The organism is Mycobacterium sp. NGS61 (assembly GCF_059812325.1).
In genome coordinates this window covers 37,444-56,805 of the sequence record NZ_JCALCL010000011.1, presented here as the reverse complement: position 1 = coordinate 56,805, position 19,362 = coordinate 37,444, and the positions used below count along the sequence as shown (strand labels likewise).

20 protein-coding genes and 3 pseudogenes are annotated in these 19,362 nt (G+C 66.9%); 10 read left to right on the top strand and 13 right to left on the bottom strand.

Features of this window, described 5'->3' with window-relative positions:
• Positions 1-39: 39 nt before the first annotated feature.
• Entirely contained in the window at positions 40-783 is a 744-nt protein-coding gene (locus tag AC5Y3Z_RS20485; RefSeq protein WP_463824249.1) for an MBL fold metallo-hydrolase, read from the bottom strand.
• 101 nt (positions 784-884) lie between these two features.
• Here AC5Y3Z_RS20485 and AC5Y3Z_RS20480 point away from each other — a divergent pair, with 101 nt between their 5' ends.
• Both AC5Y3Z_RS20480 and AC5Y3Z_RS20475 read left to right on the top strand, forming a co-directional pair.
• Complete coding sequence (locus AC5Y3Z_RS20480) at positions 885-1,889, top strand: zinc-binding dehydrogenase (RefSeq protein ID WP_463824248.1); 1,005 nt, start codon at positions 885-887, stop codon at positions 1,887-1,889.
• A 39-nt stretch (positions 1,890-1,928) separates the two neighbouring features.
• Positions 1,929-2,369: an SRPBCC family protein gene (locus tag AC5Y3Z_RS20475; protein ID WP_463824247.1), complete on the top strand. Its 441-nt coding sequence runs from the start codon at positions 1,929-1,931 to the stop codon at positions 2,367-2,369.
• 30 nt (positions 2,370-2,399) lie between these two features.
• Here the strand turns inward: AC5Y3Z_RS20475 and AC5Y3Z_RS20470 are convergent, their stop codons facing one another.
• Positions 2,400-3,839, bottom strand: a complete 1,440-nt coding sequence (locus AC5Y3Z_RS20470; protein WP_463824246.1) for a class I adenylate-forming enzyme family protein — start codon at positions 3,837-3,839, stop codon at positions 2,400-2,402.
• A 4-nt stretch (positions 3,840-3,843) separates the two neighbouring features.
• Positions 3,844-4,533, bottom strand: coding sequence for a hypothetical protein (locus AC5Y3Z_RS20465; protein ID WP_463824245.1), 690 nt, complete (start codon positions 4,531-4,533; stop codon positions 3,844-3,846).
• A gap of 186 nt (positions 4,534-4,719) precedes the next feature.
• Between AC5Y3Z_RS20465 and AC5Y3Z_RS20460 the strand changes: the two genes are divergently transcribed.
• The 3 genes from AC5Y3Z_RS20460 (at position 4,720) to AC5Y3Z_RS20450 (ending at position 6,420) form a co-directional block, all read left to right on the top strand.
• Positions 4,720-5,349, top strand: coding sequence for a nitroreductase family protein (locus tag AC5Y3Z_RS20460; RefSeq protein WP_463824244.1), 630 nt, complete (start codon positions 4,720-4,722; stop codon positions 5,347-5,349).
• Positions 5,349-5,843 carry an SRPBCC family protein gene (locus AC5Y3Z_RS20455; RefSeq protein ID WP_463824243.1) on the top strand — a complete coding sequence of 165 codons (495 nt, stop codon included), beginning with the start codon at positions 5,349-5,351 and terminating at the stop codon, positions 5,841-5,843. The genes AC5Y3Z_RS20460 and AC5Y3Z_RS20455 overlap by 1 nt, the downstream gene beginning before the upstream one ends.
• 85 nt (positions 5,844-5,928) lie before the next feature.
• The gene (locus AC5Y3Z_RS20450; RefSeq protein WP_463824242.1) at positions 5,929-6,420 is read left to right on the top strand and encodes an Rv1352/Rv1906c domain-containing protein; all 492 of its coding nucleotides are present in this window, start codon (positions 5,929-5,931) and stop codon (positions 6,418-6,420) included.
• Positions 6,421-6,431: 11 nt separating this feature from the next.
• Here AC5Y3Z_RS20450 and AC5Y3Z_RS20445 read toward each other — a convergent pair whose 3' ends face one another.
• On the bottom strand, positions 6,432-6,854 hold the full coding sequence (locus AC5Y3Z_RS20445; protein ID WP_463824241.1) for an anti-sigma factor antagonist: 423 nt from the start codon (positions 6,852-6,854) through the stop codon (positions 6,432-6,434).
• A gap of 204 nt (positions 6,855-7,058) precedes the next feature.
• Here AC5Y3Z_RS20445 and AC5Y3Z_RS20440 point away from each other — a divergent pair, with 204 nt between their 5' ends.
• Complete coding sequence (locus AC5Y3Z_RS20440) at positions 7,059-8,318, top strand: sialate:H+ symport family MFS transporter (protein WP_463824240.1); 1,260 nt, start codon at positions 7,059-7,061, stop codon at positions 8,316-8,318.
• On the opposite strand, the gene AC5Y3Z_RS20435 is transcribed toward AC5Y3Z_RS20440, so the two are convergent.
• From AC5Y3Z_RS20435 to AC5Y3Z_RS20425, 3 genes are read right to left on the bottom strand one after another with little or no spacing between them, the layout of a single operon-like run.
• Entirely contained in the window at positions 8,315-9,598 is a 1,284-nt protein-coding gene (locus tag AC5Y3Z_RS20435; protein WP_463824239.1) for a competence/damage-inducible protein A, read from the bottom strand. The genes AC5Y3Z_RS20440 and AC5Y3Z_RS20435 overlap by 4 nt on opposite strands.
• A 35-nt stretch (positions 9,599-9,633) precedes the next feature.
• Positions 9,634-9,951 carry a hypothetical protein gene (locus AC5Y3Z_RS20430; RefSeq protein ID WP_463824238.1) on the bottom strand — a complete coding sequence of 106 codons (318 nt, stop codon included), beginning with the start codon at positions 9,949-9,951 and terminating at the stop codon, positions 9,634-9,636.
• A gap of 44 nt (positions 9,952-9,995) precedes the next feature.
• Complete coding sequence (locus tag AC5Y3Z_RS20425; protein ID WP_463824237.1) at positions 9,996-10,316, bottom strand: MTH1187 family thiamine-binding protein; 321 nt, start codon at positions 10,314-10,316, stop codon at positions 9,996-9,998.
• 50 nt (positions 10,317-10,366) lie between these two features.
• Between AC5Y3Z_RS20425 and dtd the strand changes: the two genes are divergently transcribed.
• Together dtd and AC5Y3Z_RS20415 are read left to right on the top strand one after the other, a co-directional pair.
• Positions 10,367-10,798 (top strand): D-aminoacyl-tRNA deacylase, encoded by a 432-nt coding sequence (dtd, locus tag AC5Y3Z_RS20420; protein ID WP_463824236.1) that lies wholly within the window; start codon positions 10,367-10,369, stop codon positions 10,796-10,798.
• A gap of 18 nt (positions 10,799-10,816) precedes the next feature.
• A pseudogene (locus tag AC5Y3Z_RS20415) lies at positions 10,817-11,590 on the top strand (SAM-dependent methyltransferase); the annotation flags it as partial.
• Positions 11,591-11,599: 9 nt separating this feature from the next.
• Here the strand turns inward: AC5Y3Z_RS20415 and AC5Y3Z_RS20410 are convergent.
• From AC5Y3Z_RS20410 to AC5Y3Z_RS20400, 3 genes and pseudogenes are all read right to left on the bottom strand, one after another.
• Positions 11,600-12,747 (bottom strand): annotated as a pseudogene (locus tag AC5Y3Z_RS20410) (zinc-binding dehydrogenase); the annotation flags it as partial.
• A 5-nt stretch (positions 12,748-12,752) separates the two neighbouring features.
• Positions 12,753-14,685: pseudogene (locus tag AC5Y3Z_RS20405) on the bottom strand (flavin-containing monooxygenase).
• A 107-nt stretch (positions 14,686-14,792) separates the two neighbouring features.
• Complete coding sequence (locus tag AC5Y3Z_RS20400) at positions 14,793-15,530, bottom strand: glucose 1-dehydrogenase (protein ID WP_463824235.1); 738 nt, start codon at positions 15,528-15,530, stop codon at positions 14,793-14,795.
• Positions 15,531-15,666: 136 nt separating this feature from the next.
• Between AC5Y3Z_RS20400 and AC5Y3Z_RS20395 the strand changes: the two genes are divergently transcribed.
• Positions 15,667-16,797, top strand: coding sequence for a nitronate monooxygenase (locus AC5Y3Z_RS20395; RefSeq protein ID WP_463824234.1), 1,131 nt, complete (start codon positions 15,667-15,669; stop codon positions 16,795-16,797).
• 6 nt (positions 16,798-16,803) lie between these two features.
• Here the strand turns inward: AC5Y3Z_RS20395 and AC5Y3Z_RS20390 are convergent, their stop codons facing one another.
• The 3 genes from AC5Y3Z_RS20390 to AC5Y3Z_RS20380 all read right to left on the bottom strand — a co-directional run bounded on the left by AC5Y3Z_RS20390 (position 16,804) and on the right by AC5Y3Z_RS20380 (position 17,812).
• On the bottom strand, positions 16,804-17,025 hold the full coding sequence (locus AC5Y3Z_RS20390; protein WP_463824233.1) for an Rv1893 family protein: 222 nt from the start codon (positions 17,023-17,025) through the stop codon (positions 16,804-16,806).
• A gap of 73 nt (positions 17,026-17,098) precedes the next feature.
• Positions 17,099-17,389: a hypothetical protein gene (locus AC5Y3Z_RS20385; RefSeq protein ID WP_463824232.1), complete on the bottom strand. Its 291-nt coding sequence runs from the start codon at positions 17,387-17,389 to the stop codon at positions 17,099-17,101.
• Positions 17,390-17,398: 9 nt separating this feature from the next.
• Positions 17,399-17,812 carry a hypothetical protein gene (locus AC5Y3Z_RS20380; RefSeq protein ID WP_463824902.1) on the bottom strand — a complete coding sequence of 138 codons (414 nt, stop codon included), beginning with the start codon at positions 17,810-17,812 and terminating at the stop codon, positions 17,399-17,401.
• Between the two features lie 243 nt (positions 17,813-18,055).
• Between AC5Y3Z_RS20380 and AC5Y3Z_RS20375 the strand changes: the two genes are divergently transcribed.
• Positions 18,056-19,348 (top strand): cytochrome P450, encoded by a 1,293-nt coding sequence (locus tag AC5Y3Z_RS20375; RefSeq protein ID WP_463824231.1) that lies wholly within the window; start codon positions 18,056-18,058, stop codon positions 19,346-19,348.
• The last annotated feature ends 14 nt before the right edge of the window (positions 19,349-19,362 follow it).

Genomic DNA, 19,362 nt, shown 5'->3' with positions numbered 1-19,362 from the left:
CGCTCCTTCTCAGCGCCAATTCCCCTTGTCGCTGAAAGTCTATGCCCCTGGATAGTGAGCTGGGTCACCGGTCGACTCAGCCGCACGAGCCCGCAGCCAACCCTGTTGGCGCCGGATGAACGCCGCGTCGACGACACGGCCGTGCCCCGGGACGTAACGGGCATCGAGGCCGCCCAGCGCCAGTAGCCGAGCGAGGGTCGCGGGCCAGGCGGCCACGTCGGAGTCGCCGTCGATCGCGGGCGTTCCGGACTCCTCGACGAGGTCGCCGGTGAAAACCACTGGCGGACCACCATCGCGGTCAGCCGCAACCAGCACGACCAAGTCCGAATGACTATGGCCTGGACCGAGATAGGCGATGGTGACCGTGCGATCCCCGAGGTCCACCACGGTGTCGTGGATCCCGCGCGGCGGCGGTCGCAGCGCGGTGATGGCACGGTCGATCTCGGCGGCATCGGCTCCGTGGCGCAGCGCATCACTGCGCAACTGGTCGGTACCTGCCAGCAGGTATTCGACAACTCCCGGCGCGCAGTGGATTTCGGCCCCGGCGAACAGCGAGGATCCCAACACATGGTCGAAGTGCTTGTGCGTCAACACAATATCGGTCACGTCGCAGTCGGCGATCTCCCGGATGTCCGCCGCGATGGCGGCGGCCTCTGGCAACGTCGTCCCGGTGTCGACCAACAAGGCCCCGCGCGCGCCGTACACCAGGCCGACCGTGACATCGCAGAACGGCAGCCGACAGCGATGCACCCTGGCGCTCAACTGCTCCCAGTCGTGGTTCATCAGTCCCGGGAGTGTATTACGGAGAGGTGTTCGAGCAGGCCATCTCGGCGTGATCCCGATGCGAGCTGAACCGCCATTCGTCCCGAGCAAGGAGAAACACGATGCGCGCAGTCGTCATCACCAGACACGGTGGTCCCTCGGTGCTGCAGGTCCAGCAACGCCCTGACCCGCCGCGCCCGGGCCCGGGTCAGCTGCGCATCGAGGTCCGGGCGGCCGGCGTCAACTTCGCCGATCATCTCGCCCGCGTCGGCTTGTATCCCGACGCGCCCAAGCTCCCCGCCGTCGTCGGCTACGAGGTCGCCGGCACGGTGGTGGCTGTCGGCGACGGCGTCGACGGCGGCCGTGTCGGTGAAAGGGTCTTGGCCGGAACGCGATTCGGTGGGTACGCCGAAATCGTCAATGTCGCCGAGTCCGACTCGGTGCCGCTGCCTGAGTCGGTGAGCTTCGAGCAGGGCGCCGCGGTCCCGGTCAATTACGCCACTGCGTGGGCGGGGTTGCACGGCTACGGGTCGTTGCAGGCCGGCGAGCGGGTGCTCATCCATGCCGCGGCCGGCGGCGTGGGCATCGCGGCCGTTCAGTTCGCCAAGGCGGCAGGCGCCGAGATACACGGCACCGCATCGCCCGGCAAGCACCAGAAGCTGACCGAATTGGGCGTCGATCGCGCGATCGACTACCGCCGCGACGGCTGGTGGAAGGATCTGCCGCCCTACGACCTCGTGCTCGATGCGCTGGGCGGCACGTCGCTGCGGCGGTCCTACGGGCTGCTGCGTCCGGGTGGACGGTTGGTCGGCTATGGGATTTCGAACCTGCAGGAGGGCGAGAAGCGCGCACTGCGCAAGGCGGCCCCGCACGCGCTGGCGATGCTGCGCGGGTTCAATCTGATGGATCAGCTGTCGGAGTCCAAGACCGTCATCGGCCTGAACATGCTGCGGTTGTGGGACGATCGCGGCACCCTCGAACCCTGGATCACGCCGCTGCGCCGGGCACTCGACGACGGCGTCGTCGCACCGATCGTGCACGCCGCGGTGCCGTTCTCCCAAGCACCCGAAGCGCATCGGATCCTGGCTGCCCGAGAGAACATCGGCAAGGTCGTGCTGGTGCCCTGAGCTGGTTTAGCCGCCGCGGCGGTGGCAATGTATCTGCGCATGGCTGTCACCGAGTCCCGCGAAGTTGTCATCGACGCGACACCCGACGAGATCATGGAGGTGTTGTTCGATCTGGAATCGCTGCCCGAATGGTCGTCGGCTCATCGCGAAGTCGAGGTTCTGGAGCGCGACGAGGACGGCCATCCGACCAAATCCCGGCAAGTCGTCAAAGTCGTTGGCGTGAGCGACGAACAGGTGCTGGACTACACCGTGCACGACGACGGCGTCAGTTGGAAGCTGGTGAGCGCCAAAGCGCAGAAGGGACAGCACGCGCGATACACGCTGACGCCCGAAGGGAATTCGACGAGGGTGCATTTCGAGCTCACCGTGGATCTCGGCGTGCCGGTGCCGGGCTTCCTGGTCAAGAAGGGCGCCAAGGGGCTGATGGAAACGGCGACGGACGGCCTGCGTAAGCGGGTACTGCAAGTCAAAAAAGGCTGATACGCCATTTTTGTTGTGGCCGTGCAGATTTCAGTCAGCGGCGCCGATCAGCGCCGCGAGCTGGGCGCGGTTCACCTTGCCGGTGGCGTTGTAGGGGATATCGTCGACGATGGTCAGCCGCTCGGGCAGCTTGAAGTAGGCGAGCAACGGCGCGCAGTGCGCACGTAATTCGGCGAGGGTCACCGGCCCGCGGGGCACCACCGCCACGCCCACGCGCTGGCCCAACTCTTCGTCGTCGACACCGGCCACCGCGACGTCGTGCACCGCCGGGTGCGAACGCAGGGCCTCCTCCACCTCGATCGGACCGAACTTCTCTCCGCCCCGGTTGATGGTGTCGCGCAGTCGCCCGCTCGGATAGAGGTAGCCGTCGGCATCCTGGCGGCCCAGGTCGCCGGTGCGCAGCCACCCGCCCGCGGTGTTGAGCGGACTGCGCACCCACAGCTCGCCGACCGCGCCGGGTTCGACGTCGGCACCGGTGTCGGGGTCGACCACCCGCACCTCGACCCCGGGCAGGGGACGTCCCACCGAGCCCGCCCGGGCCGGATCGTGGTGGTCCCCGGGCAGCAGGTTGGCGTACGTGCCCAAGGTCTCGGTCTGGCCGAACACGTTGGTGAAAGCGACGTGCGGGAGGGCCGCAATCACTCTGCGCATCAACGAGATCGGGGCAGCCGCCGCGCCGTAGGTGATCGCAGTGAGCGAGGACAGATCGGTGTCGGCGAAGTCCGGGTGCTCCAGAATCCGGTGCATCATCGTGGGCACCAGGAACATCCCGGTCACGCGGTGCTCTGACACCAGCCGCAGCCATTCGCCGGCGTTGAAACGGCGCTGCACCACCAGCGTGTTGCCCGAGTAGAGACTGGCGATCAAACCCAGTGACCCGCCGACATGAAAGTAAGGTACGCACATCATCACCGCGACGGGCGGGACGTCCGGCGCGAACGGCGCGGACGTCCTGTCCAGCCGCGCGGTCAACTGCCGGCTGCCGATCGGGACAGTCTTGGGCAGGCCGGTGGTGCCGCTGGTGAACAAGACCATCGCGGTCTGCTCGTCGACAACTGATTCGACTGGCGGGCAACGTCTTCCGCCGGTGAAGTCCACATCGGTCAACACCGTCGGCACCGCGGCGTCACGCAGCCGTCCAGCGTAGGACTCCCCCGCCACCGCCACCTCGGCGCAGCCCGCGTTGTCGAGCAGCGCCCGCAGCTCCGGCGGCGTCAGCGCCGGGTTCATCAGCGCTGCCGCAGCTCCGATGCGCGCCGCGCCGAGCAGCGCCGCGATCGACAGCAGACTGGCGGTGTCGACGACGGCGACCCGGTCACCGGCCGTCACACCGCGGGCTGCCAGCCCGTCGGCGCACGCGTGCACGGCCCTGTCGAGCTCGGCGTAACTGAAGGAGCGACCGTCGATGATCAGTGCGGTCCGCTGCGGATCGTGCGCCGCGGCGGCATCGATGATGGTCCCGAGATTCATCAGCTCAGTACAGCGGCGACCAGGTGGAGGTCCGCAACAACCTGCTGGTCCACTGGTCGCGCAGGTCCAACGCGTCGTGCAACCAGGTGCCGGGAGTCCGGTACTCGGCCGGGATGTGTGTGCGAAGCAGATCGAGCAACGCTTCGGGACGGCTGATCCGTTGCATCAGAATCACTTCCCGACGCAAATGGCTGCCCAGAGCGGGCTGAAACGACGCGTGCATCTGCAACATCGACGACGGTTGTTCGAGACTTCGGGCGTACACCTCGCCGCAGCGCAGAATGTACTCCTCGAACTTGTCCTCGTAGGGCCACATGGTGTCTTCCATGTAGAGGCTCATCTCGTGTTCGCGACCGTCGGCCGGCACATCGTCGAATGACACATGCTGCATCGGCGACCACGGCAACGCCACCAACAGCTTGGCGTCGACCCCGTGGCGCAATTCGTCGGTGTGGTGCATCCAATCCCGCAGGTCCCCCTGCTGCACCCGCTTCGTCAGGCGCTCCCAGGCGGCGCCGTCGCGAACCGCGGTCACGGTGATGACGGTGTAAGCCGGCCCGCTGCCCTGCGCCTGGTTGGTGTACCACAGCAGTCGGGCCTCGTCCCCGGCGGCGAGCGTAGGCAACCAGCCGTCCCGGAAAGCGGCCTCGAACTCGTCCTCGGCGCGGCCACGCACCGTATGAACCTCATGCATGAACAGCAACGCCAAAGACCTCCATCCCGGCGCAGGTTATTGAACGCCTGCCCACTACTCGTTGGCACGGACGTTATCCGGCACGATTCCCGCTGTCCAAACCGGGTCGACGCGCGCGTCAATATGGGCGGTCGATTCTTTTCGGGCCCGTCGCGGTAATTTTCTGAGCACGCGGAAGGGAGCTGAATGGACATCGCTTCGGTCGACGAATTGCTCAGCACCACCCGTGCGGTCCGGAAGCGTCTCGACCTGGACCGGCCGGTGGGTCGTGAGGTGATCCTGGACTGCATACGCCTGGCGATGCAGGCGCCCACCGCCAGTAACGCCCAGGACTGGCGCTGGATCGTCATCACCGACCCCGAGAAACGCGCGGCGATCGCCGACATCTACCGCAGCATCGGTGCGGAGTACCTGGCCAACGCCGCGGCCACCGCGTCCGATCCACAGACGCAGCGTGTCTACCGCAGCGCGGCGGGCCTGACCGAGACGTTGGCCAGGGTCCCGGTGCACGTCATCCCCTGCCTGCTGCAGCCCATCGAGGAGAGCAACCGGCTGGTGGCCGCCTCGGCCTGGGCGTCGATCATCCCGGCCGGCTGGAGTTTCCTGTTGGCTTTGCGGTCCCGCGGACTGGGGTCGGTGTGGACGACGATGCACCTGGCGAAGGAACGCGAAGTCGCCGAGCTGCTCGGGATACCGCCCTCGGTCACCCAGGCCGCCCTGTTCCCGGTGGCCTACACCATCGGCAGCGACTTCCGCCCCGCGGCAAGACCATCGGCAGAATCGATCACCTGCTGGGACACCTGGGACGAAAGCTGATGCAGTCCTACACCGTGCGTTTCCACGTCGAGGCGCCCCCGGCGAAGGTATGGCGGGTGCTGCACCCACCGGTGCCGCCCGACGCGCCGCGGCCACGGGTGCTGACGTGGCCGACCGGCAGCATGGAAATCCTGAACGAGGGCGACGCGGCGGGTGAGGGGCTGGTCCGCACCTGTATCTTCCCGGTGCCCAGATATCTGCTCTCCGGCGGCGTGGGGCGGTCCTGGGAGACCGTGACCGAAGCCAGGATCAACCAGGTGTCGCGGTATGTGGCGGTCGGCAAGCCGTTGTGGTCGCGGGCCGAGGGCTACCACCAACTCGACGAACAGCCCGACGGCAGCACGGTGCTCACGTTCCACGAGACCTATCACGCATACAACCCGGTGCTGCGCTTTCTGCTGGAGCGCCCGGTGCACGCGCGGATTTCGCGCGACAACCTCGCGACCTACGTGCACGCGCTGGGTTACGCCGGAAAGGTGCGCCGCCTGGACTGAGCGCGGCAGCGTGTGGCTGAGCTAACGGGATCGGCTCGGCGCCGAGACTCGAAATGCGCAGTTGAGCCAGGTAGGGTGCTTTGTTATGGGTTCTAAGCAAACGGCGCGGGTCGCCGCAGCGGCGCTGGTCGTCGCGGGCTGGGCCGGCTCGCTGGGGGTCGCCGCAGCTGATCCGGATCCGGCGCCATCTCCGGTCCCATCCCCGTCCCCGTCGGGAGCGCCTGCGGCAGCGGGCGCACCACGGACGACCATCGACCACGACGGTGTCTACACCGTCGGCAAGGACATCGCACCCGGGGTGTACAGCTCTGCGGGACCTGTCGGCAACGGCACCTGCTACTGGAAGCGGATGGGCAATCCCGACGGTGCGTTGATCGACAACGCGATCACCAAGCGCCCGCAGGTGGTCCAGATCGAAGCGACTGACAAGGCGTTCAAGACCAGCGGCTGCCAGCCGTGGCAGCCGACGAGCGAGGCGCCGCCCCCGACACTGTCAGGGCCTCAACTGCAAGGCACCCTGGGCATCCTCAACGGGCTGCTCGCTCCCCACGCGCCGCCACCACCGCCGGCACCGTAAACCGAGCGCGCTCAGACAGCCGGGGCCAACGCGGCTTCGACCGTGGCGTACATCGGCAGCAGGCGGCGCAGGCCACAGGCGGCGATGGTGCGGGCCACGATCGGCTGATTGCTGACCACTCGCAGACTCACCCCGCGCCGGCGGCACCGCACCGACTCCTGAGCCAGTACGGCATAGGCGCACGAACCCAGGAAATCGAGCTCGCGGACGTCGATCACGAACGGGCCCGGCGCGATCGCGATGGCGGCGCTTCGGTTCACCAGACGCTGCCAGATGGTCTCGTTGCTGGCGTCGATATCGCCGCCGACGTGAACGACCACGGCTGATCCCGAACATTCGGTGACAGCGCGCAGACCGTGCTGCGGATCGCTGACTGGCGAACTCAGCCGCGTGCGGGAAGGAGCCGGCGATGATTTGATCGCGACAGTCTTCATCGTTCGCAATGTCCCGTCGTATTGGTCGTTGGGAATGCCCTCGTCTCGGAAGGCGGCACGGTCGAAAGACAGCGTAAGTGCTGGCCGGTTTCGGGGAGTGGTCTTCGGGATTACGGGCTTAATAAGCATATGTGCAACAGCGGCGACGAGCTAGGGGTGCACAGCAGACTCGCGGGATCGCGGCCGGTACTGCACGATGCACACGTGACCCGACAGCGGCTGACCAGCGACCAGCGCAACTCGTTCATCGCGGCATTCCTGGGCTGGACGATGGACGCGTTCGACTACTTCATCGTCGTGCTGGTGTACGCCGACATCGCCGAGACGTTCCACCGCAGCAAGACCGAGGTCGCCTTCGTCACCACCGCGACCTTGGCGATGCGTCCGTTGGGCGCCTTACTGTTCGGGCTGTGGGCCGACCGAGTCGGACGGCGACTGCCGCTGATGGTCGACGTGATCTTCTATTCCCTGGTGGGATTCCTGTGCGCGTTCGCGCCCAATTTCACCGTGCTGGTGATCCTGCGTCTGCTGTACGGCATCGGCATGGGCGGCGAGTGGGGTCTGGGTGCGGCGCTGGCCATGGAGAAGGTTCCGGCCGAGCGGCGCGGCTTCTTTTCCGGCTTGCTGCAGGAGGGTTACTCGTTCGGCTACCTGCTGGCCACGGTGGCCTCGCTGGTGGTGATGAACTGGCTGGACTTGTCGTGGCGCTGGCTGTTCGCGCTGAGCATCATCCCGGCCCTGGTCAGCCTGATCATCCGGTACCGCGTCGAGGAATCCGAGGTATGGGAGGCCGCACAGGATCGGATGCGGTTGACCAAGACCAGAGTCCGCGACGTGCTGCGCGAGGCGAAGGTCATCCGCCGGTTCTGCTATCTGGTGTTGTTGATGACGGCCTTCAACTGGATGAGTCACGGCACCCAGGACGTCTACCCCACGTTCCTGAAGGCGACCGCAGATGACGGTGCGGGACTGTCCAGCGCAACGACCCGCTGGATTGTGGTGGCCTACAACGTCGGTGCCATCATCGGCGGCCTGGTCTTCGGCACCTTGTCGCAGCGATTCGGCCGGCGCTACACCATCGTGTTCTGCGCCGTGCTGGCCCTGCCGATCGTGCCGCTGTTCGCCTACTCGCGCACCGCAGCCATGTTGTGCCTGGGTTCGTTCCTGATGCAGCTGTGCGTGCAGGGCGCCTGGGGCGTGATCCCGGCGCACCTGACCGAGATGTCGCCGGACGCCATTCGCGGGCTGTACCCGGGGGTGACCTATCAGCTCGGCAACCTGCTGGCCGCGTTCAACCTGCCCATCCAGGAACACCTGGCCGAAACGCATGGCTACCCGTTCGCGCTGGCGGTGACCATCGTGCCGGTGCTGACGATGGTGGTGTTGCTGACGTTGATCGGCAAGGACGCCACCGGAGTTCGCTTCGGCACCGCCGAAAGCGCCTTCCTGCCCGGGGAGGGCTAACCGCCCAGGGTGCGTAGCAGCATGTGCATCGCGACCGTGGTCGAGCGCTCCCGGACGTCGGAGCGGTTGCCGGGCAGCCGCAAGGTACGGGTGACCTGCCGGCCGTCTGCCAGCGCCAGGGTGAAACAGACTGTGCCCACCGGTTTTTCCTCGGTTCCGCCACCGGGACCGGCAATCCCGGTGATGGCGACGGCGGTGTCGGCTTCGAAACGTTTCAGGGTGCCGGCCGCCATCGCCTGCGCGACCGGTTCAGAGACCGCGCCGTGCGTCTCGATCAGCTCGGGGTCCACGCCGAGCAGCTGCGCCTTGGCTTCGTTGGAGTAGGACACCACGCCGCCGGCCACGTAGTCCGAGGATCCGGGGCGTTCGGTCAGCCGGGCCGCCAGCAGGCCCGCGGTGCAGGATTCCGCGGTGGCGATCCGCCGGCCGGCGAGCAGCTCCGCGACCAGATCGTCGACCTGCGAGCCGTCCTCGGAGAACACCTGCTCGCCGTGGCGGTCGCGCAGCAACCGGGTCAGCTGTGTGTACACCTCCGCTGCGTCCGGTTCGTAGCGCGTCACGATCTCCAGCTCGCCGCGCCGCAGGCAGGTGGTGATCTCGAGGGCTTCGAAGCCGGGCACGGCGGTCTCGGCCTCGCGTAGCGTCTCGGCCAGCCCCGACTCAGGGAGTCCGAACATCCGTACCATTTCCTGCCGGTAGACGGTGCGGCCGGCGATCGCCGCCTGCACCCCCGGTGTCTGGACAGCCTTGTGCCACATGGGTTGTAGCTCGCGCGGCGGTCCGGGAAGGACCAGCACCGCGGGCTTGCCGGGCACCACGACCCCCGGAGCCGTGCCGACCGGGTCGAGCACCTGTGCTCCGACCGGGATCATCGCTTGCTTGCGGTTGGCCGTTCGCACCGACTCGAACTTGCCCGGCTCAAGCAGCGCCGCGAAGGCGGGATTGCGCGCCATCAACGATTTGAGGATCTCGGCGATCCTGTTCTCCAGCGCCTCGTCGAGGACCAGATCACGGCCGCAGAATCGAGCCACCACCTCGACGGTCATATCGTCAGCGGTCGGGCCCAGGCCACCGCTGGTGATGATGAGGTCCACGCCCTGCTCTGCCATGAAACGCAGCTGCGCCTCGATGTCGGACGGACGGTCGCCGCAGATGGTGATGTGCGCGAGCTCGACGCCCAGTTCCAGCAGCCGGTCGGCGATCCAGGGACCGTTGCGGTCCTGGACGCGTCCGGTCAGAACCTCGGTTCCGGTGACGACGATGCCCGCGCGTGAACTCACCGTGATGACCCTACGCATCCACCGGCGGCGCGTTACTAGGTGCTGGGGCTGCCCGGTTGGCCGGGGATGCCCGGGTCGGACAAGCCGCGCTCGCCGGAACTGCCGGGTTGACCGGGCTGGCCGGGCTGGCCGGGCTGGCCGGGCTGGCCCGGTTCTCCGTCGCGGCCCGGCGCCCCGCCGTCGCCGCCGCGCCCGCCTGCGCCGCCCGCACCGCCGCGACCGCCGTCACCGCCGCGACCGCCGTCACCGCCGCGGCCGCCTGCGCCCCCGCGACCCCCGTCGCCACCCCGGCCCCCTCTGCCGCCTTGGCCCCCGGTGCCGCCTGGGCCGCCGTCAGGTGCGTCTTCGGTCATGGGCTGCGCCTCCTCGGGGACACGGGAAATCGGTCCGCCCCACGCTACGCCGGACCGGCCCGACCCTCGGCGAGGTACCGTTCGACCGATTCGACTTTGTGTGTCATCGCGTCGGCGACGCCGGTCCGCCAGTCCGCTTTGATCACCGTGCTCACCCGGGGTGCGCGGGCGGCGACGGCCTCCACCGCGCGCTGTACCACGGCCATCACCTCCGTCCAGCTGTCCCCTTCGATCACGGTGAACATCGCATCGGTCTTATTGGGCAGACCCGAATCACGCACCACACGAACAGCTTCGGCGACGATCTCGCCGACACCCTCCCCCACACCCAGTGGAGTGACGGAAAACGCCACCAGCACAGACATGCCACGAGGGTACCCACGCGCGGGGACCGCACATGGCAGCATCGACGCCCATGCGGGTTCTGGTGCAACGGGTCTCGTCAGCTTCGGTGACAGTGGATGGTCGCGTGGTCGGCGCCATCGAACCTCCCGGGCAGGGCCTGCTGGCGCTGGTCGGCGTCACCCACACCGACGGGCCCGGTCACGTTCAGCGGCTCGCCGAAAAGCTGTGGACGTTGCGCATCCTGTCCGGAGAGAAGTCCGCGTCCGATGTCAACGCACCGATCCTGGTGGTCAGCCAGTTCACCCTCTACGCCGACACCGCCAAGGGCCGACGCCCATCGTGGCACGCCGCCGCGCCCGGTGCGGTCGCTGAGCCGCTGGTCACGAGTTTCGTGACGGCATTACGCCGACTGGGTGCTGAGGTCGAAACCGGCATATTCGGCGCCCACATGCAGGTCGAGTCGGTCAATGACGGACCGGTGACCGTCCTGTTGGAGCTGTGACGAGTACGTTCGACAGCTATGACGCCTGAATTCGGATCGCTGCGTTCCGACGACGACGAATGGGACATCGTCAGCGGTGTCGGCTACACGGCGTTGATTGTGACCACCTGGCGTGCGCTGCATGCGATGAGTGAGCAACCGTTAGCGCGTGACGATTACGCCAGGTTCTTCATCGAGGCCTCAGAGGATCCCTACCTGACCGGACTGCTGACCGAACCGGGAAGCTCCGAACATGAGAGCGCGTTCCCGCGCCTCTACGGCGTGCAGACGCGGTTCTTCGACGACTTCTTCACCTCCGCCGGTGATTCCGGTCTGCGGCAGGCGGTGATTGTGGCCGCCGGGCTCGACTCGCGCGCGTACCGTCTCGAATGGCCATCTGGCACTACAGTTTTCGAAATAGACCTGCCCAAGGTGCTGGAGTTCAAGGCGCAGGTGCTCGACGCGCACCACAAGCAGCCCGCGGCGCAACGGCGTGAGGTGGCAGCCGACCTGCGTGCCGACTGGCCCGCTGCGCTGGCAGCGGCCGGGTTCGACCCGCACAGCCCCAGCGCCTGGTCGGTGGAGGGGATCCTGCCGTACCTGACCAGCTCAGCCCACGGGACGCTGTTTGCCGGTATCACTGAGTTCAGTGCCCCGGGCAGTCGGCTGGCCATCGGCGCCCTGGGGTCCCGCCTCGACCACGACCAACTGGCCGCGCTCGAGGAGGAGCACCCGGGGGTCAACATGGCGGGCGATATCGACTTCTCGTCGCTGACCTACGAGAACCCGATGGACCCGGTGACGTGGCTGGGATCCCACGGGTGGCGTGTCGAGCCGGTCCGCAGCAATCCGGAGTTGCAGGTGGGCTACGGGCTGACGCCACCGGAAGTGGACGTCAAGATCGACAGCTTCATGCATTCGCAGTACATCATCGCGGTCAAGGACTAAGGCCGCAGCAGGATCTTCACGACCTCGCCGGACCGCGAGCCGGCCGTCGCATACGCTGTGGCGGCCTCGTCCAGCGGCAACGAGGTGGTGAAAATCCCGTCGACATCCAGCCGACCTGACTGCAGCAGCGGAATCAGCTCGGGCCAGGTGCGCTGCACCGGCGCGGTGGTCCATCGCACCGTGATGCTGCGGATCAGGCTCATCAGCGCCGGGAACGGGAACGGCTGCAGATCGTGCACACCCACCACCGACACGGTGCCGCCCGGCCGCACAGCGGCAAGCGCATCGGTCAGTGACGCATCGGTGGCCACCGCGTCGATCACCGCGTCAGCGCCGCGGCCACCCGTGGCGGCGAGGATGGCTTCCACCGCCGGTGCCGTGATGGCTGTCGCGCCCCAGTCTGCCGCGCGTTGCAGCCGGCCCGGTACCCGGTCGATCGCGAAAACCGTTGCCGCGCCGTGGGCGAACGCGCTGCGCAGTGCACACAGGCCGACCGCGCCCAGCCCGATCACCGCGACCGTGCCGCCGTACGGGATGTCGGCGCGTTGCGCTGCGGCCCAGCCGGTGGCCAGGTTGTCGGTGAGCAGCAGTGCCTGTTCGGTGGAAATCCCGTCGGGAATCTTGCGGACCTGAAAGTCGGCGGCGTGCACTGCGAGCAGATCGGTCTGCGCCCCCGGCAGCACACCCCCGCCGAAGATGTTCAGACCCGAGTGGCACATGACCGGATCGTTCGTGGCGCACCCCGGACAGGCTCCGCAACCGGCCACCGATGACACCAGCACCTGATCGCCCACCTTGACGCTGCGCACCTCGCGGCCCGCGTCGACCACGGTGCCGACGGCTTCGTGCCCCAGCGCGATGGGCTCCACCAGCGGGTAGTCGCCTTCGTAGAAGTGCAGGTCGGAGCCGCAGATCCCGGCGGCACTCACCTCGACGATCACCCCATCCGGCCCGGTCAGGGCGGGATCGGGCCGGGTATCGACCCGGATGCTCGCGGGTCCGTCGACGACCACCGTACGCATCGCGCTCACTTTCCTTGCCGGAGAACAAATTTGGACCAATCAGGTTGCCGGACCGCGGCCCAGTATGCATTGAGACGCCACGGGCTGACGGTGTGGATCTCCCCGTCGGCGTTCTTGAAGTAGGAATGTTTGACGGCCGGGTGCGACCAGACCATCTTCTTGATCTCGACCTGCGTGCGTCGGTGCCAGTCGGCGGCCGCCTCGGCGGTGGGCTCCATGGCGACGATGCGCTCCTCGGCCATGCGTTGCAGGCACAGGTTGACGTAGCGCATCTGCAGTTCGGACTGGAAGATCAAGCTGCCGCCGTGCGCCAGATGCGTGCCCGGCCCGTAGATCAGGAAGAGGTTCGGAAACCCCGGCACGGTGACGCCCAGATAGGCGTAGGGCCGGCTCCCCCACATCTCGTGCAGGTCGATTCCGTTGCGGCCGTTGAACTTCACCGGCCACAACACATCGGTGTGCCGGAAGCCGGTGGCGTAGACGATGACGTCGACGTCGTGACTGACACCGTCCTCGGTCTCGATGCCGTGCGGCGTGATGCGCCGGATCGGGGTGCGCACGAGGTCGACGTTGTCGCGCTGCAAGGTCTGCAACCAGCTGCCGTTGTCCTGCAGTGTCCGCTTCCCGGTGGCCGGGTAATCGGGCAGCACCTTGGCCAGCAGATCGTCCCCCTCGGGAATCTGACTGGTGATCCACTGGCTGAACATCATCCGGGCCGCGGCGTTCATCTCGCTGACAGCGTGCTCCTGATCGGGGTAGGTCGGGTCGCCCTTGGCCGCATCGAGACCCTTGTCGGCACCGGGCCACATCAGCAGGAAGCGGTACCACCGCCCGTAACACGGCAGGTGTTGCATCGCCCAGCGAACGCCGTCCCCGACCTCGTCGTGATACATCGGATTCGGGAACATCCATTGCGCGGTGCGCTGAAACACAGTCAGGTGCTCGACGTCGCCGGCGATGGCGGGCGCGATCTGAAATCCGCTGGCGCCGGCGCCCACCAGCGCGACCCGCTTTCCGGTGAGGTCGACGGAGTGGTCCCAGGCTGCGGAATGAAAGGACGGTCCCTCGAACGTGTCTGCGCCGGCGAACTCGGGAATGAGCGGCCGATTCAATTGGCCGACAGCCGTGATGATGGCCCGGGCCCGCGTGGTGCCGGTCTCGCCGTCGGCCGAGCGCAGCGAAACGGTCCACAGGGCCTCGGCGTCGTCCCATTCGGCGGCGAGCACTTCGGTGTTCCACTGCACCTGCTGCATCAGGTCGTGCTTGTGCATCACGTCGACGAAATAGTCGCGCAACTCCGGCTGTTCGGCGAAATAGTGGGTCCAGTCGTTGTTGGGTTCGAAGCTGTAGCAATAGAAGTGGTTTGCCACGTCCACTCGTGCGCCGGGATAGCTGTTCTCCCACCACGTTCCGCCCGGCCCGGCGTTCTTTTCGACGATCGTGAACGGAATGTTGGCCTGCTTCAGTCGAATTCCGGCCAGGATGCCTGATTCGCCGCACCCGATCACCAGGACCGGGAAGTCGGCCATGCCGGCCGCAGGCAGCGCGACCGGCCGGCGCGGGTCCACGCCCTCGAGGTCCATCTCTTCGAGCGCCAGCGGTAGGTAGTCGTCGGGGACCGGCTCGCAGGCCGCCCAGTCCATCATTTCCCGGATGAGCTCATAGCTCAGTGGCGCGGGCTCGGGGACATCCGCGATCGCGGTACTCGGTGAGCACCGGTAGCGCCTCGGCGCGGGCCCGGGCCTTGTCCTCCTCGGACATGAACCCCTGGACCTCGTTGAGGAACAGTCCCAGCTGTTTGAAATCACGGATGAACCGGGGATCGCCGGTGATGTGCACCAGGGAGAGAAGCAACGTGGGGATACTGACGTCCTCGAGCGCAGCCGCGATCTCGGCGGTGGGCGTGGTGAAAGGTAACCCGGCGTACCTGCTGCGCATCGAAGCGGATTCCTTCCGGTGGCGGTGGCAATTACGCTACTCGACGTGTCGTAATTGCGGCATTACGCTACCCCGTGGCGTCGCACCGGATCAAGGTGCTCGCGGGACTACGACTTGTGCGACACGTCCTCGATCAATCCGCCGTCGACCACAAACTCCGCAGCGGTCGCATACGACGATTCGTCGCTGGCCAGGAACAGCACGAACGACGACACGTCCTGGGCTTCCCCCGCCCGGCCCAACGGGATGTTGAGCGCGTCCTGGGGAAGCTTTGCGGTCATCTCGGTGCGGATGAAGCCGGGATGTATCGAGTTGACACGAATGTTGTTGGGCGCCAATTCCAATGCCGCAGATTTGGTCAGTCCGCGCACCGCCCATTTCGACGTCACGTACCCGTGCACCCAGGCCGCGCCGCGCAGGCCCTCGATTGAGGAGATGTTGATGATGGAGCCGCCGCCGGCGGCCACCATCGGGTCGACGACGGCCTGGATGCCCAGCAGCGTGCCGGTGACATTGACGTCGAGCACCCGCTGCCATTTGGCCAGGTCGAAGTCTTTCAGCGCGCCGTAGTTGATGATCCCGGCGTTGTTGACCAGGACATCGAGCTTGCCGAACCCGTCCACCGCCGCCGCGACCGCGGCCGACCAGTCCGCAGGCCGGGTGACATCGAGGTGCACGTAGCGCGCGGCGGCGCCCAGGTCGTCGGCCAGTGCGCGTCCCTCGTCGTCGAGGATGTCGCCGAGCACCACGTGGGCGCCTTCGGCCACCAGCAACCGCGCATGCGAGGCGCCCATGCCGCGGGCGGCGCCGCTGATCAGTGCAACCTTGCTGTCGACGCGTCCCATGCCGGCTCACGCTACCGTTTCACGCTGACGGGCATTAGTCGGTACGCGCCAGACCTGGCTGGCCAAGCGGCAGACCCGCGTACTAAACTAGAACACGTTGCAGTTTTCCGCTCGGTCAAGCTTCCTAGGAGCAGGCATGCACACCCCCTTGTGCGATCAACTCGGTATCGAGTTCCCGATCTTCGCTTTCACCCACTGCCGCGATGTCGTCGTCGCCGTCAGCAAAGCCGGCGGTTTTGGTGTGCTGGGTGCCGTCGGCTTCACCCCCGAGCAGCTGGAGATCGAGCTGAACTGGATCGACGAGAACATCGGCGACCATCCCTACGGCGTCGACATCGTCATCCCCAACAAGTACGAGGGCATGGACTCGCACCTGTCGGCCGAGGAACTCACCAACTCGCTGCGGTCGATGGTGCCGCAGGAGCACCTGGACTTCGGCAAGAAGATCCTGGCCGACCATGGAGTCCCGGTCGAGGACAGCGACGGTGACAGCCTGCAGCTGCTGGGCTGGACCGAGGCGACCGCCACCCCGCAGGTAGAGGTGGCGCTCAAGCACCCCAAGGTGACGATGATCGCCAATGCGCTGGGCACCCCCCCCGCCGACATGATCAAGCACATCCACGACGCGGGTCGCCAGGTGGCCGCGCTCTGCGGCTCGCCGTCGCAGGCCCGCAAGCACGCCGACGCCGGCGTCGACATCATCATCGCCCAGGGCGGTGAGGCCGGCGGTCACTGCGGCGAAGTCGGCTCAATTGTGTTGTGGCCGCAGGTCGTCAAAGAAGTGGCTCCGGTGCCCGTGCTCGGTGCCGGCGGCATCGGCAGCGGCCAGCAGATCGCCGCCGCGCTGGCGTTGGGCTGCCAGGGCGCGTGGACCGGATCGCAGTGGCTGATGGTCGAGGAGTCGTCCAACACCCCGGTGCAGCAGGCCGCATACATCAAGGCGGGCAGCCGGGACACCGTCCGCAGCCGGTCCTTCACCGGCAAGCCGGCCCGGATGCTGCGCAACGACTGGACTGAGGCCTGGGAACAGCCGGACAACCCGAAGCCGCTGGGCATGCCGCTGCAGTACATGGTGTCCGGCATGGCGGTAAGGGCCACCAATCGCTACCCGAACGAGTCCGTCGACGTGGCGTTCAACCCGGTCGGGCAGGTCGTCGGGCAGTTCCAGAAGGTGGAGAAGACCTCGACGGTGATCGAGCGCTGGGTGCAGGAGTACCTCGAGGCGACCTCGCGGCTCGACGAGCTCAACGAGGCCGCCGCGGTCTGATCGCCGCTAGTCGAGGATTTCGTCGTCCTTGCCGGTGAAGACCTCTTTGACCCGGTCAACGGCGTCGGTGGCGATGTCGACGCTGCTCTGAACGATGCCGCTGGCGCCGCCGGCGATGTCGCCGCGGATGATGGCAGTGACGTTCTCGACGATGTCCGAAGACTTCTCGACGGCATTGATCGCGATGTCCCTGACTGCGTCGACGGCGTCTCTGGGATCGAAGGCCATGTGCGTCTCCTGTTCGTTGGCGGCGTTATCTGACTGTAGAGCCTGGCGCAGGCGGCCGACGACCGAGGAAAGTTCAGTAGTCGACGAGGGTGCGCCAGTATTCTTCCGGTATTTCCCTGCCGGACCGCAACACTCGCGCGAGCCCGGCGGCCATCGCGATGCCGAGCAGACCGAGCCATAAGCCGGCCAGCCCGATCAGCCACCACAGCACCGTGGTCAGCAACGGCCACGGCGACAATACGGCGAGTGCCGGTGCGAAGAAGAACCCGGCCCCGATGTACCACGCCGAACCGGCGCGGTCAGAGGCCAGGACGAACCGCAGCCACCGTGGGATCGGGGACTCGAGGGCGGTGCTGCCCGGCATGGACGTGCCTCACTCGCTGAGGTCCGGCGGGAAGAAGCCCGCTCCGGTGAACCACCCCTCTTGCCAGCCCTGGGCGCCCAGACACAACATCGGCAGACCGGCCGGCGATTGCGCCGCGACCTTGGGGTTCGGGCACGGGGAACCGATCTGCTGGACGCCGCGCAACGGGTAGGAGATGACCCAGTACCCGGTAGTGGCGGCGGGGAATTGGTTGGGCGGCGGGAAGTGGCACGCCTCGGCCTGGCCGCTGGGGCCACGTCCGAAGATGAAGCGCTCGTAGTTGTCGCACGGGGCGCCCAGCGAGGCGTCGTAGTTCATCCCCGGGACGTCGCCCTCCCAGCGGCCGTTGTCGGCACCGGCGACCGGGGCCAGCGCTATCGCCGCACCCGTGACCGCAGTGGCGGTGAGCATTTCGCGAATCATGGTGTTCCCTTCTTGGCGCCGGCGCGGCGCTGCAGCGGCATTCATCAAGAGCATAACGATTGCCACAGCAGCCACAAGGCCGAATCCGATACCGGTGTGCGTGTGCATGACCAGCGGATTTCCCACCGCCGCGCCACGGCGGCGCCGGCATTTTCTTTTCGGTTTCCGCCGATGCTTCCCAATGGGGGTGTAGCAATGAAGTATTGGCACGAGACGACCACCAGGACTCTCAAGGAGTGGGCCTTGTCAACTACGCACCCAGCCGCCGAACCGCAGGCCCAGCCGAACCTGCCGCCGGGATTCGATTTCACCGACCCCGACATCCACGCCGAGCGGCTGCCCGTCGCGGAGCTGGCTGAGCTGCGTCGAACCGCGCCGATCTGGTGGAACGAGCAGCCTTACGGGGCGGGCGGATTCGATGACGGCGGCTTCTGGGTGGTCACCAAACACAAAGACGTCAAGGAGATTTCGCGACGCAGCGATATCTTCTCCAGCCTCGCCAAGACCGCCCTGCCGCGTTACAAGGACGGCACCGTCGGCGAGCAGATCGAGCGCGGCAAGTTCGTCCTGCTCAATCAGGACGCCCCGCACCACACCCGGCTACGCAAGATCATCTCCCGCGGGTTCACCCCCCGGGCCGTCGAGCGGTTGCGCGACGATCTCAACCAGCGCGCCCGCCGGATCGTCGAGGTCGCCGCTGCCGAGGGCTCCGGCGACTTCGTCGAGCAGGTGTCCTGCGAGCTGCCGCTGCAGGCGATCGCCGGCCTGCTCGGCGTGCCCCAGGAAGACCGGATGAAACTGTTCCACTGGTCCAACCAGATGGTCGGAGACCAGGATCCCGAATTCGAGAGCAACGACGCCCTCTCGGCGTCGGTGGAACTGATCATGTACGCCATGCAGATGGCGGCGGACCGGGCCGAGAACCCCGGTGAAGACATCGTCACCAAACTGATCGAAGCCGACGTCGACGGCCACAAGCTCTCCGACGACGAATTCGGTTTCTTCGTCATCCTGCTCGCGGTCGCCGGCAACGAGACCACCCGCAACTCGATCACGCAGGGCATGATGGCCTTCACCGACTTCCCGGATCAGTGGGAGCTCTACAAGCGGGACCGCCCGGCCACCACGGCCGACGAGATCGTCCGGTGGGCCACACCGGTCACCTCGTTCCAGCGGACAGCGCTCCAGGATTACGAATTGTCCGGCGTGCAGATCAAACAGGGACAGCGGGTGGTGATGGTCTACCGGTCCGCCAACTTCGACGAAGACGTGTTCGACGATCCGTTCACCTTCAACATCCTGCGCGATCCCAACCCGCACGTCGGATTCGGCGGCACCGGTGCGCATTACTGCATCGGGGCGAATCTGGCGCGGATGACCATCGACCTGATGTTCAACGCGATCGCCGACGCGATGCCCGACCTGGAGCCGATCGGCGCCCCGGAGCGGCTCCGTTCAGGCTGGCTCAACGGCATCAAACACTGGCAAGTGAACTATCACGGTGAGGCGGCCGCCAAATGCCCAGTCTCGCACTGAGATCCGGTAGCTGA